The organism is Maribacter algae (assembly GCF_047345745.1).
Lineage (GTDB): Bacteria > Bacteroidota > Bacteroidia > Flavobacteriales > Flavobacteriaceae > Maribacter.
Genome location: NZ_JBLFES010000001.1, coordinates 619892 through 636113 on the forward strand (window position 1 = coordinate 619892; position 16222 = coordinate 636113).

General features: G+C 34.8%; 12 protein-coding genes. 7 read left to right on the forward strand and 5 right to left on the reverse strand.

Translation table 11 applies throughout. The features are described 5' to 3' along the window. Nucleotides 1-6: 6 nt before the first annotated feature. Nucleotides 7-978: a GntR family transcriptional regulator gene (locus tag ACKWBX_RS02740; protein ID WP_413967110.1), complete on the reverse strand. Its 972-nt coding sequence runs from the start codon at nt 976-978 to the stop codon at nt 7-9. Nucleotides 979-1109: 131 nt separating this feature from the next. Between ACKWBX_RS02740 and ACKWBX_RS02745 the strand changes: the two genes are divergently transcribed. Beyond that, entirely contained in the window at nt 1110-2459 is a 1350-nt protein-coding gene (locus ACKWBX_RS02745) for a sugar porter family MFS transporter (protein ID WP_413967111.1), read from the forward strand. Nucleotides 2460-3015: 556 nt separating this feature from the next. Here the strand turns inward: ACKWBX_RS02745 and ACKWBX_RS02750 are convergent. The 4 genes from ACKWBX_RS02750 to ACKWBX_RS02765 are packed head-to-tail and all read right to left on the reverse strand — an operon-like array spanning nt 3016 to nt 8454. Next, a complete protein-coding gene (locus ACKWBX_RS02750) occupies nt 3016-3972 on the reverse strand; it encodes a hypothetical protein (RefSeq protein ID WP_413967112.1) in 957 nt (318 codons plus the stop codon). 42 nt (nt 3973-4014) lie between these two features. Next, a complete protein-coding gene (locus tag ACKWBX_RS02755) occupies nt 4015-4716 on the reverse strand; it encodes a cyclodeaminase/cyclohydrolase family protein (RefSeq protein ID WP_413967113.1) in 702 nt (233 codons plus the stop codon). 19 nt (nt 4717-4735) lie between these two features. Next, entirely contained in the window at nt 4736-5443 is a 708-nt protein-coding gene (locus tag ACKWBX_RS02760; RefSeq protein WP_413967114.1) for a hypothetical protein, read from the reverse strand. Next, entirely contained in the window at nt 5443-8454 is a 3012-nt protein-coding gene (locus ACKWBX_RS02765) for an HsdM family class I SAM-dependent methyltransferase (RefSeq protein ID WP_413967115.1), read from the reverse strand. Before ACKWBX_RS02765 ends, ACKWBX_RS02760 begins: the two co-directional genes overlap by 1 nt. A gap of 193 nt (nt 8455-8647) precedes the next feature. On the opposite strand from ACKWBX_RS02765, the gene ACKWBX_RS02770 reads away from it, so the two are divergent. The 6 genes from ACKWBX_RS02770 to ACKWBX_RS02795 all read left to right on the forward strand — a co-directional run bounded on the left by ACKWBX_RS02770 (nt 8648) and on the right by ACKWBX_RS02795 (nt 16219). Beyond that, nucleotides 8648-9739, forward strand: a complete 1092-nt coding sequence (locus tag ACKWBX_RS02770; protein WP_413967116.1) for a Fic family protein — start codon at nt 8648-8650, stop codon at nt 9737-9739. 774 nt (nt 9740-10513) lie between these two features. Then, nucleotides 10514-12832 carry a TonB-dependent receptor gene (locus ACKWBX_RS02775; protein WP_413967117.1) on the forward strand — a complete coding sequence of 773 codons (2319 nt, stop codon included), beginning with the start codon at nt 10514-10516 and terminating at the stop codon, nt 12830-12832. A 17-nt stretch (nt 12833-12849) separates the two neighbouring features. Continuing rightward, nucleotides 12850-13536 carry a family 16 glycoside hydrolase gene (locus ACKWBX_RS02780; RefSeq protein WP_413967118.1) on the forward strand — a complete coding sequence of 229 codons (687 nt, stop codon included), beginning with the start codon at nt 12850-12852 and terminating at the stop codon, nt 13534-13536. 53 nt (nt 13537-13589) lie between these two features. After that, complete coding sequence (locus ACKWBX_RS02785; protein ID WP_413967119.1) at nt 13590-14573, forward strand: sensor histidine kinase; 984 nt, start codon at nt 13590-13592, stop codon at nt 14571-14573. Then, complete coding sequence (locus ACKWBX_RS02790; RefSeq protein WP_413967120.1) at nt 14570-15259, forward strand: LytR/AlgR family response regulator transcription factor; 690 nt, start codon at nt 14570-14572, stop codon at nt 15257-15259. The genes ACKWBX_RS02785 and ACKWBX_RS02790 overlap by 4 nt, the downstream gene beginning before the upstream one ends. A 111-nt stretch (nt 15260-15370) precedes the next feature. Continuing rightward, a complete protein-coding gene (locus ACKWBX_RS02795) occupies nt 15371-16219 on the forward strand; it encodes a DUF6503 family protein (RefSeq protein WP_413967121.1) in 849 nt (282 codons plus the stop codon). The last annotated feature ends 3 nt before the right edge of the window (nt 16220-16222 follow it).

Below are 16222 nucleotides of genomic sequence, written 5' to 3' on the forward strand. Positions count from 1 at the left end.
TTGGTTTTAGAATGAATTCCGTTTTATTAATCTTGCACCGCTATGTATTATCTGTATGTTTTCAGTAGCGTAAATCATAGATGCCAAATGTCTCCCCATTTCATGAAAATCGGCAGAAATAGTAGTAATTCCATTAGCGATCAAAGCTTTTAAACGTGTTTCATTATAAGAAATTAGTCCAATGTCTTTACCTAGTGTTAAATGCTTTTCTTTTGCTTTTTCTACAATTAAAGCAAGGTCTTCATCTTCTATGACCAAGTAAGCATCACCTTTTTTTAAATTTTTAAATTCAGAATGAATTTTGAAAGAAATTGCTTTACCCTTGCAAAAATCTGAAAAGCCTTCTTTCAATTCTATAGGGTGGAATGAATTTCTTGGAAAAATAAATTGAAAATCCTGATACTTTTTTATGTTCTCTCCCAGATCGTTAAGACATCTTACAATATCTTCTTTATACTCTTGACCAACAAACTTATAACTGTCCTCTTGTTGGTCGTGCCTATCTATAAGTATGAGTTGATTTTTCGGAATTAAATGCAGCATTTCACTAACCGTTTTAGAATTTGGAAATGGACTTATTACATAGTTGGTATAATTTCCTATAGCTGCTTGTATTTGATTTTTAAAAACCACTTCATTATAATGATGAAAAAAAATATGGCAATTGGCTTTACCTCCTAAATTAGCTTCAATAGACTTTACAAGTGAGTTTTTGTATTCTGAAAGTTCATCAAGAAACAAAAAAACATTTTTCTTAATCGTCCAATTTTCTTCAGATACAAAATACCCTTTACCTGGTTTTGCAGTCAAAATTCCTCTGTGAACCAAATTTTTATAAGCGCGAACAACAGTATCTCGTGAAACTTTATTTTTTGTTTTTATAAAGTTTAAAGAAGGTATTTGGTCTCCTTTGGAAAGCGATCCCGATAGGATTTGATTTTCCAAATTACCTTCTATTTTTTCAACTTTTGTTTTCATAAAACATACTGGTTCGTACCAGTACGAAAATAATTGCTTACATTCACGATTCCAAATATTATTGATAATTTATCATTTTTGGAATGCCAAAAAGTACACTTCGTTGATGTTACGATCATTTATTAATACATATGAATTTTAGATTTTTAACACTTATAAGTTTTGCTACCGCACTTGGTGGTTTTTTATTTGGTTTTGATACTGCTGTAATTTCTGGAGCAAACCTTTACATACAGCCCTATTTTGAATTAAACGAATGGGCATTTGGCTTTACCGTTAGTAGTATGTTGATTGGATGCGCGCTAGGGGGCATATTTTTTGGAGCACCTAGCGATAGATACGGACGAAAACCTATGTTAATAATTACTGCCATACTATTTTTAATCTCTGCAGTAGGAAGCGCCTTAGCCACTTCGCTTTCTTCTTTCATAATTTTTCGATTAATAGGAGGTTTAGGGGTTGGCGGCGCGTCAATGTTATCGCCAAATTATATTGCAGAAGTTAGTCCTGCGAAAGTCAGGGGCAAAATGGTTTCCCTTAACCAACTCACCATTGTTTTAGGAATTACGGTGGCGTTTTTTTCAAATTACTTTTTAGACAACCTTCCTGAAACTATTAATTGGCGTTGGATGCTGGGAGTAGAAGCTATACCAGCATTCTTATTCTTAATTTTTATGTTTTTTGTTCCCGAAAGTCCACGCTGGCTTATAGTACATAAAAAAAACGCAAAGGCATTAAAAGTATTAGAAAAAATTAATGGTAAAGAAAATGCTCAACAAATACAGAACGAAATTGAAAGCGACATTAATAACGAAGCTGATGAGAAATTGTCGTTTGTAGATGGTGTGAAAAAACTATTCGGCAACCGATATAAAAAGTTCACTTTTATTGCCATAGTGTTAGCGGTGCTTCAGCAAGTTTCAGGGATAAATATTGTAATGTATTACGCTCCAAATATATTTAAAAGCATAGGTTTAGGATCGTCTGGGGCTATTTTTCAATCCTTGAGCATAGGTGTCATTATGTCTTTATTTACAATAATTGCCATGTTTTTAGTAGATAAAGTGGGGCGAAAAAAATTACTGACTTACGGTGCTATTGGTATGGCTTTTTCGCTCTGTGCTTTGGGAGTTTCATTTTCTATGGATGTTAAAAACCCAATTGTAATTCTTCTATTGATTTTATCGTACATCGCTTTTTTCTCTATTTCAGCCGGACCTATTGTTTGGGTCATCATAAGTGAAATTCTTCCGAATGAAGTAAGAAGTTTAGGGATTGGAGTCGCAACTTTTTTCCTTTGGTTGGCAAATTATATTGTTACATTAACTTTCCCTGTTTTGCTTAATACATTTACAGGAAGCATGAGTGGATTTGCCTTTGTACTTTACGGGGTTTTAAGCTTCCTTTTATTTTTGTTTGTCAAGTATAAAGTACCTGAAACCAAAGGGAAATCTTTGGAAGAGATTCGGGATTTGGTATAATTAAAACATTAATATTTAACTAACAACTAACTCTACAGTAGTTTTTGAACGGTATCTGATAATAATCTAAAACAATACATAAAACAATCAATTCCAAAACAACAACGCTATCAATAAATTTAAGGAAGAAGTCATCTTGTCTTTTAAATTTGAATTGAAAGATAGGGCTACCGATATTTGTATAACCGCATACAAATCCCATTGTCTATTTATAAAGTACTTGACAAAGATGCCATAGCAATGGAAATAGTTCCGGACATACCGTTGTCCAATCGCGAATTTCCCCCATCAGTTTCCCTGTGCAGAAAAAGAGGCATCGAAATAGGTACTTTTTTTATGGTTTTAAATGTTATTTTTTGGCATCAAATAAATTAAAAAGCCTGTAAATCATTGATTTACAGGCTTTTTTTTTTGAAATTTTGAACAATTTTTAGCGGTCTGGACGGGACTCGAACTTTTCTTGAAAACACCTTGTTTCAAAGGCTTGCCAAAGGGTCGTTTTCTGGGCGCACCGCAAGGCTCACCTTTTAACAAAGTTTAACATAATTTGATTGATTCAGGTCACCGAAAAAGTCAGTTTGTCAATAGTGACTTCCATTCTTTTCCAAAATTCTGCAATTAGTCTTGGAAGCAATTCATTTAATTTTGTGTCCTGTCCAAAAAATCTTTTTCTGTTCTTGTAGGTGTCGAAATTTCCATTTGTAGTATCTGGTATAAGTATAAATTTTTCAATCATTCTATTTTTTTCAAATACTTGGTAGACTTTAGGTATATTTTCTAATGAAGCGTTATGCACTATTTCATTCCTAATGTTTAAGATTAACTGAATGTCCTTTGTTTTTTCAAAGACTGTGTCTTTAAAATCAATTGAGCTAATTTTTTTTGCATCTCCATAGAGTACCTTGCTAGACTTCAGTTTGGGATATCCAGTAAAATCAAGTTGCATATTTTCAAACTCAAAAGTAATCTTAGTAATAATGTCAAGTTGACTAACAAGATTAATGAAAAGATGATTTATCTTAGAAAATGGCTCTATAATGTGTTGCCCAGCGGCATAAAATATTCCGTTTGGTTGAATCGGCTTTTCAATAAGTAGAAAGGAGTTTTCATTAAATGTTTTATAAAAATCACAAAAAAGAAACTTTGATTCTTGAACTAAGTTCTGCAAAAATCCAATTATATTTTGCATATCATAATAGTAAAGGACTTGATATGTTTCTTTTGAAGCTTCCTGATTAATCCATTTCTCAAAATCTTTCTTCGATAACTTTATTTCTGCGTCAATACCTCCAAATGGGTATATAGATGAAAAAAAAGGAAGCTTACTGTAAAAATTTTGAGTGCCTCCAAATATAGTTTTGATAACAATGTCTGAAAGCTGAATAAGCTTAGAATCAATGTCATAAGTATTATCTTCTTTACTTATAGAAAAACTGTTCTGCCACTGAGAAATCCAAAATTCACCTTTAGGTTCTTCCGATGGAATTCCATTTACATTAAAGTATTTTATCATTTACGACTATATTAGGCAAACTATTGTGATGATGTAAAATAGCTACTGCTCAAAAGGGATGTTAGTCTGCCCATCTGGGAGACCTTCTGAATAGAGACCAACCACTCTTTTAAAAGCTTCCCTATGAATCTTCAAATAATCATTTCCGAGTTGTTCAGACTCTTTACGCTTTTCTTCTGTCCATTTGCTTTTTTTCGCAACCCTTATGTTCAACATTATAACGAATAGTGTTCCTGAAATAGCTGATAGAAAGTTGCTTATTGCAACTCCTGCGTCACCTCTAGTTGCTTTATATCCATTATCAAAAATTGCAATTGCATACTCCATTAACTTAAAGCACATTTTACAAAGTTCAATTGGTATTTCTGTTGCTTTCCGAAGTTGTTCAGCAGCTTCCCTTCCTAACTTTTCTTTTTTTGATTTATCCACTTCCTTATCTCGCAAAACTCTTAAATCCGATACTTTACCGAATTCAATTGAATCGTTATAAAAGATCTGAATCACTTGTGGTTTATACTTTGACTCTAACTCTTCTTCTATAAACTTCATTTGTGCATGAACATCAGAATATTGGGGCTTTTTTCGAGTAAGTTTACAAACTGTTCTTACTAACTCTAATCCAACTAAGGCTGACAACGCAGCAGCACTGCCTGATCCGGGAATATGGCCACCTTTGCCAAATTCGTTTAAAAGCTTATTGGCGGGTAAATCAAGTAATCTCAATATTTCTTTTTCATCACTCATTTTTTTAGCTTAAAATTTATTATATAAGCTCAATCCAGAAATGGAATAAACTTATAAAGTCGTTTTCATCATTTAATTCTGTCCTAAAATTTTTGGAAATAAATTTCCTGAGATTACCTGAAGGATTCTCCTTTTCAATTAGTTTATCATCCATATTCCAAAAATCTGGCGTAGATAAAATAAGCTCATCAATCCACTCATTGATTTTTAAATACCAATGATTTCCATCTTTTTCCTGAATATAACCAATGATTGCGGCATATTTTAGGTCTTTGCCATGAATTCGTTTTTTGAATCTTTCCATTCCACCACTCGGTCTATCATGTCCAATTACATATTCTTTTTCACGGTTTTGTCCAGGAGTCGGGAGTCTTTTTGCTTCCATTGAGAAGAAAGAATCCCATTCATTGTAACTTCTATCTCCAATTGTTATCTGCTCGCTTCGTGAAACTGTACCAATATCAACTTGAGGGCTTTTACCAGTCGTATAATCTTCAACATTTTCATGATGAAAATAAAATGGAAAATTTCCCGCATTGCGATTAAAGTATTTACAAAGTCTGTCAGTCAATGATTTTTCACTAGCAGTGACTTCTCCATCTACCTTTTCTCGAAATTGCGGAAAGTGGACTTCTATAAATTCAATGACAGAAGTAATTGATGAATCCAATTCGACTCCATGCGTTAGCTGACCGCTACTTATATTTTGAGAAGCATCTGCTAACATTAAAACCCTTGTTTTCTTAAGTCTGAAAATGTTTCATCTGCATCCCGAAGAGCTATAGATTTTAGCCAATAACGGAGCTTTTTCGGTTTGATTAGATAAATAACATTTCCTTCATATAGTCTTACAATTCTGGTTAACCTCAAGCTTGTTCCTGAATTTTTATGTACAAGACTTTCTATATATTGTTCAGCTTGCTCGGCATCACTGAAATCAATATCAGGTTTCTCTCCAAAATAGAAAGGAAAGCAGATATAAGAATCGGTTTCAAAAGGTTTAAAAGCTTTTATTGATTTATATACGGATTTTAATACATCACAAAATGTATCTCCAAAGTCTGAAAGGTGTTGCTCAGATGCATCCAATAAAGCAATTTTCGATTTTTCTCCATTCCGTCTAAATTCAATGAGATATTGAACGAAGTCCTTCACCACAATATTTTCTGAATCATTTAATTCAATTTCTTTATGGTCTTCAGGATAAGGAAGGTTCTTAATATCGGTAGCCAATAAAGATGAAGATTTATTAACCATAAATCTGCCGCTAATTCCAGCTAAATAATATGGAAATAATTGATTGTTCGAAAATCGATTTTTAACCTCAAGTAGAGCTTCCTCTGTATGAGCATGAATACCGTAAATTGAATTTTTAAAAACTAAGTCATCATTTCGATACACAACTGGAATAGAAAAAGAAGAACTTTCTATTATTTCCTTAATTAATAAATGTGGAGCGTCATATACTTTAGGGTCACCTTTACTATGAAAGTATTGTATATTCAATGACTCTTCAATTAGGGATTCATCAACCCCCGTGGAGCTAAGTGCCTCGACGGGTAGATGTTTCTTTCCAGTTAAAAAAGTAGCTTTCAGTTTACTTAATTCCTTTTGATATGATTCTTCTGAATCATATGAATTGAATCTTTCCGATTCTAGTTTGTCCAACTTTTTTATGTCGGATTTTATGGCAGCGGTGAAACCTTCTGAATATGCCCATCCGTTTTCATGTTTTTGTTTAATCAGGAAATCTCCGAAGGTTGGTAACTTAGAAAGTCTCTGAATTATTTGATGATGTCTATGACCTCCTAAAAAGTTTGATTTCCAGATTAAGGAATCGCTATAAGCCATATTAAATGGAACATGATGAAAATCATAGGTATCTAGCTCAAAGTACAATTTCTCCTTATGAGGCTTTGTTCTTCTCACCGTTAGATGAAGTAACCCATTCTCTTTGGAACTTTCATTCTTAATGAAAATAGCAGCAGTCGCTACATCACCATTTTTGCCAAAAAGAATTCTACTGATATGCGTAAAATCTATTATCTGTGGAACGTTATACTTCTTTAGCAATACCTGCCTGAACCGGAAGGAAGAATTGTTGTAGAGTAAAGGTCCAGAAGGTTGAATTAGACATACAAGTCCTTTCTCTTTACAAAGTTCAATTGATTGTTCAAGAAAAAGTAAAGCGATTTGATTATCAGGAAGTTTTACTGGTAGTTCTTTTGTCTTGTTATCATCTGAGAGAATGGAGATTTTCCGTTCTCGACCTTTGACAATTTCAATTCTTTTAGCTGCCTCTGTCAGTTTTGCTTCAAATGGAGGATTTCCTATAATTAAGTCAAATTGCTTTTGTAGTTTCTTATCAGAAATAACATTGAAAAAGTCATCATGAAGAATATTCTCTTTGTGAAGATCATCAAATCGAAGATCTTTCCAAATTTGCAATGGAGTGAGTTCATCGCACAAAGCCAAACTCAAACTGAAAACTGTCAGGTCAGCGGCTTCTTTTTTAAGTTCAACGCCATAAATATTCTCTAGCAATAACTTCTTTAAGGTTTTTAAATCAGGATAATTCCAGTTATTCTTTTTTCTCCACCTATGAATTAATCTACGATACGCTCCAACGAGAAAAACTCCAGAGCCACAAGCAGGATCAAGTATTTTAAAATCTGTTTCTTCATTGCTTAAAGGCATAGCTTCATCAAGCAAGAAATTTACAAGGTATGGAGGGGTGTAAACAACCCCAGGTTGCTTACCTAAAAATTCTTCATAGATATTGCTGATTAATTCAACAGGCAAATCATTGAATGAATAAAGTCTCCAGAATACAAGTTGGATTCCTTCTGTCTCTCCATCTAAAAACTGACCAAATCTTGATAAATCTCGATTAGTTATAAATTCACGCTCGTTATTTTCAAGTTGAAAAATACCTCCGTTAAAGTGCTTCGCCAGATAGTCGAGCAATTCCAAATAGCCCCCCGTTTTGTTAAAAACTTCAGTGAACTTTGAAGCATTTTTCGCAAAACGAGAAAAGAAACCTTCTGGGAAGACTTTATTTCCATGTTCATCCTCACGTTCTTCTAGGTACTTAATGAGGATGGAAATAACCATAATTTTACGAGCAAAATTATCCGGTAAAATTTCTTGGTCAATTATATCTTTTAACGCTTGTTTAAGTTCGGTCAGCAATTTTTCATAGGCGCTATTACTAAACTTAAACCGTGCGCTGTATTTTGAATTTTCCCAAAACGTTCCATTGTCAAACGACTTCCCTGAAAACGCTTTGAATTCCTCTTGGGACTTACTATCAATCGTTTCCGATAAATTTGAAGCAAGTTTTATAACTGTTAGAGGGGTATATTTAAGATTCTTTCCCTCAGCAGGACGGTCGAAACAATTGAATATCCGAACATCTTGTTTAGTAAAAATGAAGAACATTGGCACTAAACCTGAACTATACAACTTCTTATGTAGGTTTGTTAGTTCTTTTTCATCTATGTCCAATTGATCTGTATAGTCATAGAGGTATACTTGAGGTACTGAAGGTCGGTTTTCAAACCTTCTAAAGTAGACATATTGGGCTTTGTATTTATCTGCGTTTTCTAATGCAATGAATTCTTCAGGAGGTAAGTTTTTATTTGATTTAATTTCGTTAATGAGAACCAATCCAGAACTTTGGTTGGTGCTGTCAAGCATTTCCAATTTTTCTAGACTATATTTTAACTCCCTATTCATTTTAAATCATAAAAACATCTATAAATGATGGTTTTACGTTGTATTTTTTAAGTAAATTTTTGTTCGAAAAGTGTAGAAAAAGTTCTTTCTCTTGAGCTATTTCAAAAGTAGCACAAATTTGTGAGCCAAATAATTCTTTTATTCAACTCATATTTTTATTATTTTTGAGCCGAATAATACTTCTAATCGGCTCATGAAATACAATTGGCAACTAAAGGACTGGCCCAATTTTCAATATGAAACTGATGGTATTGAAGACTTACTCTATGATTTTGCGCAACGCACAGGTCGTATCAGTGGAGTTTTGGATGGTTTTTCAGAATCAGAGAAATCAGATGCCATGATAAACTTAATGGTTTCTGAAGCTATCAAAACCTCTGAGATTGAAGGCGAGTACTTGAGCCGAAAAGATGTAATGTCTTCTATCAGAAGAAATTTGGGGTTAAACCCTCAGCTTCCCGTATCCAAAGATAAAAGAGTGGAAGGGGTAGCTGAGTTAATGCTTGCCATCCGTAAACATTTTAAAGCTCCGCTTACCAAAAAGATTTTATTTGATTGGCATATAATGCTCATGAAAGGTAGTAAAGGAATACAAATTGGCCAATGGCGTTCGCATGAAGAACCTATGCAAATAGTTTCTGGGGCAATCGGAAGAGAAATAGTTCATTTTGAGGCTCCCCCTTCAAATAGTGTTTCTTCTGAAATGGGCAAGTTCATCGCATGGTTCAATGAATCCCAAAATAGCATCAAAAAACCAATCATAAGGTCGGCTATCGCACATCTTTATTTTGAAACCATACACCCCTTTGAAGATGGTAATGGTAGAATAGGTAGAGCTATTGCAGAAAAAGCCTTATCGCAAAGTATGGGTCGTACCGTGCTGTTCAGTCTTTCCAAATCCATCGAAAGCAATAAAAACAAGTATTATGATGCTTTGAAAGTCGCGCAACGCTCAAATGAAATCACTGATTGGATAAACTACTTTGTTAAAACAGTTTTAGATGCCCAAATTGATGCTGAACAGGAAATTGAATTCACTTTAAAGAAAACAAAGTTCTTTGACAAGCATAAAAATGAACTTAATGAAAGACAACAAAAAGTTGTCCGTAGAATGTTGGATGAAGGACATCAAGGTTTTGAAGGTGGTATGAATGCTCGAAAGTATGTTTCCATTGCTAGTACATCAAAAGCAACCGCTACGAGAGATTTAAAGGACTTGGTTGCAAATCGTGTTTTTAAATCTATTGGTGGGGGTCGGAGTACGCGATATGAAATAGACTTATAACATTAAATGAAATTTTAATTTCGTTTAATTCAAGATGTGTCATTGTCATGACAATCTTGCTTTTTCTCCCGAAGGTCGCAAAAGGGAAAATACATAGTTACCAAGAACAGGGCGAGCGAAACGAAGTTTCGTGCTGCAAGTCCCAAATCCTTACCAAGCTTCATCCTTTCTTTTTGCGAGGTATAAAAATTTTTATTGGTAATTTTAAAGTTTTACAGTAAACTTTTTCCATGTTTACTGGGGTTTTCAGCGTTTTTACAGTAAAATTTCAATATTAGAAATATTACCAATTTCCGTAAAACCCCTGTAAAAATAAGGTCTAAGTGGAGAAATCAACCTTCACAACATCGCTTTAGCGTGTTGTCCTCTTGCTATTCAAACTTTATCCGCTTCGCTACTAAACTTAGAATACTCTCAAAATGTAATAAACAAGAAAAAAGTAGGTTGCGCCCTATTGGATTTTTGTTTTACGCTTACCTATCGGGACGCTACAAAAACCCAACAGGAACCATGCGCAAAAGTTAGCGGTAAGAATTTGGGACTCTAAAAAATTAGAAGTATTGTTTCGTAACGCGTCCTTAAAAACCTTCGTTTTAGAAGACTATGAAATATAACATAAAACCAGCATGTGAATTGAGTTGTCACCAACTTAAAAATCCGCAAGTTAAAGTATAATGATTTTTAGCTGTCATTAACAGACCAAACGGATGCACTAACAGAATAAAATTCCCAGTAACCCAATAAACTAACACATTTGCTGGAAAGTAAAGGTAAATGCGTTTATTAACTCTATGGCTGTTTTTTGGTTTAACTAGTTCTTTCGTAAAGGCTCAAAATGACAATTACCTAGGTGTAGTAATAGATGCTAATTCTAGTGAGACCATACCTTTCGCGACTGTTGCCATCTATAACAACAATGTTCTGGTGAATGGAACTACGACTAACGAGAATGGACAATTCAAACTAAAAATAAAAGAAGATTTCACTCATTTTGAGGTAAGTTTTATCGGGTATGAAAATACCATAGTTCAATTTTCAGAAATAGAAAACCCCAAGAATATTAGGTTTATCCTTAAACCATCCGTTACAGCTCTGGACGAAGTAGTTGTGCAAGGGGAGCAAACTACTTCGCAACTAAAAATTGACCGGAAAATCATCAATCTCGGCGCGGACTTGCAACAAGCCGGAGCAACCACATTGGAAGCTTTTGACCAAATCACGGAAATACAGACCGATTTGGGTACAGGAAGTCTATCCCTTCGGGGAAGCGGTAATGTACGACTTTTAGTAAATGGTAAACCATCCAGTATGAATCCCACCGAACTCCTGGAGCAACTGCCTGCTTCTTCCGTACAACGTGTAGAAATAATTACTTCACCATCGGCTAAAAATCAAGCCGATGGACTTTCAGGTATCATCAATGTAATACTCAAAAAGAATAGCGCCCAAGGTTTAAACACAAACTTAAATGCGGGGGTCGGCACCATGCGCTATAATTACGGAATCGACGGCAACTACAATCTTTCTTGGATAAATTTTAGGTGGAACCTTTCACAAACCGGCAGGGGCATGAACAGTAAACAGAACATTTCTCAACTGTATGAAAATGGGAATAGCAGAGACTTTTTTGCGCCTCATGATTTTTATGGGTTATCAAGAAGATTAGATACAGGATTGGATTTTTTCATTAATGAGAATAATGAACTCTCCATCGGATTGGATTACACTAAGGACTTTCATGGATTTTTTAACGATACCTTTTATAGCAATATGACCGATAGAGAAGATTATGTATATACCCGTAATTCTTCACATGACCATAAAACCAGCAATTTTAATGTCAATTATAGGACAAAGTTTACAGGAGAGAATCACTTTTTAGAATTTGATTATCAGTTTTCCAATAACGATAATCTTTTACCCGCAATTGATTTTGAAGAAGATGTCTTCCTTTTCAACGAAGAACGCAGAAACGATAATATTCTTAATGCTATTGCATTAGACTATTCCTTACCGCTAACAGAAAAAATTTTAGTAGAAGCAGGAGGTTCTTGGAACAGTAGAAACTTAACCAGCTCTCTTTTTACCAACCTGGCCAGAGCTTCAGAATCGTTTGATGTTTTTAAGTACGATGAATCATTGTTGGGATTGTACGGACTTACAAACGTTACCTCGGGAAAAGTAACTTATCAGGTGGGGCTTAGATATGAAAACCTCGTATCTAATTCTATTAATCTTTCCAATAGCCAAACCACAGATTTAAAGTTTTCCAACTTGTTCCCCTCCCTTCATATATCCTATACAATCAATGAGATGAACACATTAAGTTTGGGGTACAGTAGAAGGGTTACTCGTCCCAATTTCAGAAACATCAATCCTTTTCAAGCTAGAAATCAATATTTTGAATGGGTCGCCAACCCAGGTCTACGGCCAGAATTCAGTAACAATATTGAAGCCAATTACCAATATAGCGGAAACAAATTAAGTGCTTCTGCCGCTCTCTTTTATAGATACAGAACTGACGTCATAGAGCGTTTGCAGGATATTGATGCCGAAGGAGTTCTGCGCAACGTTTTTGACAACATAGGTGAAAAACACTCCTATGGTGTGGAGGTAAATATGAGTTATAAGCTAACAAATTTTTGGAACAGTCAACTCTCCGCCAACTACTATCACACTACCATAAACCAAGACATTTTTCTGAGTTGGGACGAGTTATATTCTTCTAATCTGATTTTTAAAAACACCTTTAAGATAAACAAGGCCTTAAGTGCTGACATTTCCTATCGACAGAATTTTAAAACACAAAACGCCTTCGATTTTATTGAACCCAGAAATCGAATAGACGTCGCGATTAGGCTAAAGCTCCTGGAAAATAGGCTGGCTATGAACTTGCGTATTGTTGACCTGCTGGATAATAATTTAATGTATAGAACCGCTGTTACCCAAAACGCAAAACAGAATGAAGTATGGCGTTTTCAATCACAAACCTTTGGCTTTCTTTTAAGCGCGAGCTACAAGCTATTCCAAAATAAAGGAAAAACAAGAAACAGAAAGAACAGAAACTACCAATACGGTGGTACAACGGACTAACTTCTAAATCACTATTTATGAAAACAAGAATACAGATAGCGCTTATTACCATGTTAAGCAGCATGGTTTTTAGCTGTGGACAAAACAATAAAGAAGAAATAACACCTGAAGAATTGGCTACATGGCAAACTTTTGATAAAGGTAAAACTACCGCACAGGATGATATGCTAATTGTTGAGGAAACCGAAGGCTCAGATGGGTATTTTTTAATAAGCCCTAAAGAATATGAGACTGATTTTACACTTACGTATAAAGTAAAGGCACTATCGGAATCAACCGTGTTGATTACCTTATTTTCGGTCTTGCAAGAAGGTGATGAAGGCACTTTTTCAGTCCCTCCAATTTCAGCTACCCCGCGAGAAGTATGGGACTGGCGAAGTAATATGAAACATTACAACTTGACTATAAATAATCGCTCGCACGGTATCACACCTTTCTTTTTCAAGAATATACCGCCCAGTTCCAGAGGTTTTAATGAAAGACTGGAGGAAAATATAATGGAAGTCGGTCAATGGTACGATATCGAAATTGGAAAAAAAGAAAACCGATTATGGTTCAAGCTGAATGGAAAAACTTTTTTTGATGAAGAAGATACTGACCCCTATCAAAAAGGCAGATTGATTTTTAGGATAAGCGGTACTACTGGAGAAAAAGTCATTTTTGCCAAGGCCGCTTTTAAAGATATTGTGATTTCATACGAATAGGGCGTAATTTGTAACTCTTGGAAAACCAAAATACCTATCAGAAGTTCATTAAAATGGAACCCTATTTTCATGGGCTTCTCTGGTGCGTGGTATTGTTTTATCCTTATATGAAGTATATGGGGAGAGAAGGTGGATACCCCATGTCATTTTTGCATGAGCTAAATTCGCTGTTCTTTAAGATGACAATATCATATTTTTTATATGCATGGTATTTCCCTAAGAAGCAGCAACTAAAATATCTGCCAGTTGTACTTGTTGTCTTCGCACTTAATGTCTTGGGATATGGGCATACCGACAATTATTTTCACTCTAATTCACATGATTTTTGGATAAATTTTGTTTCCCAATCATTAACTTATATTGCATTCGGCTTTGTCTTTTTCACCATTTTCATCATTAAAAAAAGTTATAAAAGACAGCTGGAAATACATCAACTTACGCAAGAAAAACAACAAGCCGAAATACGAGCGCTTAAGGCGCAGGTGAATCCGCATTTTTTGTTCAATACGCTAAACACCATCTATGCGAATGCGCTTAGAAAAGATGATAAAACACCTGAATTGATTTTAAAGCTTTCTGATGGATTTAGATATATGCTGCATGAGGGCCAAAAGGAGTTTGTTACTATTGAACAGGAGATACAACACTTAAAGGATTATGTGCATCTACAAAAAGAACGATTGTCGAAGAAAGTGATTGTAAATTTTTCCACCAACATAGATGATGAAACACAGCAAATTGCACCTTTGTTATGTATCGGTTTTGTAGAAAATGCCTTCAAATACACAAGTATCTTAAAAGGAGAAGGGCACAAAATTGATATTAACATAAAGCTGCAAAACAAAAAGCTAAGCTTTCTCTGCAAGAATCCATTTAATGATAAAGCAGTTGAAGAAATTAATGTGGATTGGAAGGAAAGTGGTGTCGGGATAAAGAACACCGAGAATAGATTACAGCTATTATATCCTGAAAATCACACATTGGAAGTAAGAGAAGAAAAACAGGTATTTAATGTGAAATTAGAAATGCAGTTATGATTCAATGTGTGATTTTAGAGGACGAGCAATCTGCGGTAGAAATACTAGAGGCTTACATTGTAAAGACTCCTTTTCTAAAATGCCTGGGTTCTTATGAAAGCGGATTGGATGTTCCTCCAAAACAATTGCAAGAAGCAGACATCTTATTTTTGGATATTCAGTTGCCCGAGTTAAGCGGACTATCCTTTTTAAAAACCTTGCAAAATCCACCACTGGTTATCGTAACAACCGCCTATCCTAATTATGCTATTGAAGCTTTTGAAGAAGCGGTAACGGATTATCTGGTAAAGCCTTTTTCGTATGAACGCTTTTATAAATCACTTGCTAGGGCGCGTTCTCTGTTGGAACAACACGAAAAAGACAAGAAAAATCAGGTGTTTCTCTATGCTGATAAAACCATATACAAAACTGCCATTGAAGATATTCTTTATTTGAAAGCCGAGATAGACTACGTTAACGTTGTGACGCAAGAAAAAGAAGTGTTAGTTTTAGATAGCTTGAATAATTGGACGGAGAAATTGAATCCGTTTAGTTTTAAAAGAATACATCGTTCCTATATGGTTAACCTAAATCAGATAGAAAAAGTGTTTGGAAATCAAGTTTTCGTAAAAGGTAATATCCTTCCAATCGGTAGAACTTATAAACAAGATTTTTTAGAGGCTTTACGGAAAACGGGTCTTTTTTAAGTTCGTCTACACTTGTCAACTTTCTAGCTACACTTATGCAGTGCATAGCCACTCCAACAAAACCGAGAACTGAATTGTTCTATTTTTCGGCTTCAAAACAATCTGTAATCAATGACACAGCGAAAGTCCTTTTTGATAGCTTTACTAATTTCAACGACCCTAATCGGATGTAAACAAGCTGATAAGCAAGTGGTGGCGGAAAAGCAAGTTGAGAATTCTAAGATTGACTTTACAAACCCTAAAGATATACTCGCCGCTGTGGAAGCTGCTCATGGTGGATGGAATCATCTGCGCAGTAAAAATGATGTGGAATACCATTATGAATATACCGTTCCGCAAGGTAAAGCTGATATCTCTACAGAACGTTACCTATTTGATGCTGAAATCTCATTTGGCCACTATACCCGGCACGAAATAAATACCATGCCAAATGATGGAGGGATTGTGACACATCTTTTTGATGGTGAAAAAACAACCCTTACGCTTAATGGGAAAACTGTTGTCAATGAACAAACTATTTCAGTTGGTCAATTCGTGAGACGTGCCAATTACTTTTGGTTTGTTATGCCTTACAAATTAAATGACCCTGGTACAATTACAAAATATTTAGGCAAAGAAGCTTATAATGGTATTGACTACAAAAAGCTAGAAATCACCTATGATGCTAAAGTAACCGAAAAAGAAAAGAATGATATTTATATCCTTTACATAAATCAGGAAACACAGCTAATAGACCGGTTTTATTTCTCACTTCCTTTTCTGGGTATTAACGCACCTGTAATTTTGGCTGAATATGAATATGAGGCTATAGAAGGTCAAAAAATAGCAGTAAACCGAAACTACTTTTTGCCTGATGCAAAAGGTGCCTATGTTCAATCACCGAGCATAACACAAACGCTAACCCACATTAAGTTCAATAATGGGTTTACTAAAGAAAATATTCTTTCAATAAACAAATAGAAA

Coding starts and splice junctions, on each gene's coding strand:
- ACKWBX_RS02760 (WP_413967114.1), bottom strand. CDS start 5,443: ATGTTAGCAGATGCTTCTCAAAATATAAGTAGCGGTCAGCTAACGCAT.
- ACKWBX_RS02780 (WP_413967118.1), top strand. CDS start 12,850: ATGAAAACAAGAATACAGATAGCGCTTATTACCATGTTAAGCAGCATG.
- ACKWBX_RS02765 (WP_413967115.1), bottom strand. CDS start 8,454: ATGAATAGGGAGTTAAAATATAGTCTAGAAAAATTGGAAATGCTTGAC.
- ACKWBX_RS02745 (WP_413967111.1), top strand. CDS start 1,110: ATGAATTTTAGATTTTTAACACTTATAAGTTTTGCTACCGCACTTGGT.
- ACKWBX_RS02740 (WP_413967110.1), bottom strand. CDS start 978: ATGAAAACAAAAGTTGAAAAAATAGAAGGTAATTTGGAAAATCAAATC.
- ACKWBX_RS02750 (WP_413967112.1), bottom strand. CDS start 3,972: ATGATAAAATACTTTAATGTAAATGGAATTCCATCGGAAGAACCTAAA.
- ACKWBX_RS02785 (WP_413967119.1), top strand. CDS start 13,590: ATGGAACCCTATTTTCATGGGCTTCTCTGGTGCGTGGTATTGTTTTAT.
- ACKWBX_RS02775 (WP_413967117.1), top strand. CDS start 10,514: ATGCGTTTATTAACTCTATGGCTGTTTTTTGGTTTAACTAGTTCTTTC.
- ACKWBX_RS02770 (WP_413967116.1), top strand. CDS start 8,648: ATGAAATACAATTGGCAACTAAAGGACTGGCCCAATTTTCAATATGAA.
- ACKWBX_RS02790 (WP_413967120.1), top strand. CDS start 14,570: ATGATTCAATGTGTGATTTTAGAGGACGAGCAATCTGCGGTAGAAATA.
- ACKWBX_RS02755 (WP_413967113.1), bottom strand. CDS start 4,716: ATGAGTGATGAAAAAGAAATATTGAGATTACTTGATTTACCCGCCAAT.
- ACKWBX_RS02795 (WP_413967121.1), top strand. CDS start 15,371: ATGACACAGCGAAAGTCCTTTTTGATAGCTTTACTAATTTCAACGACC.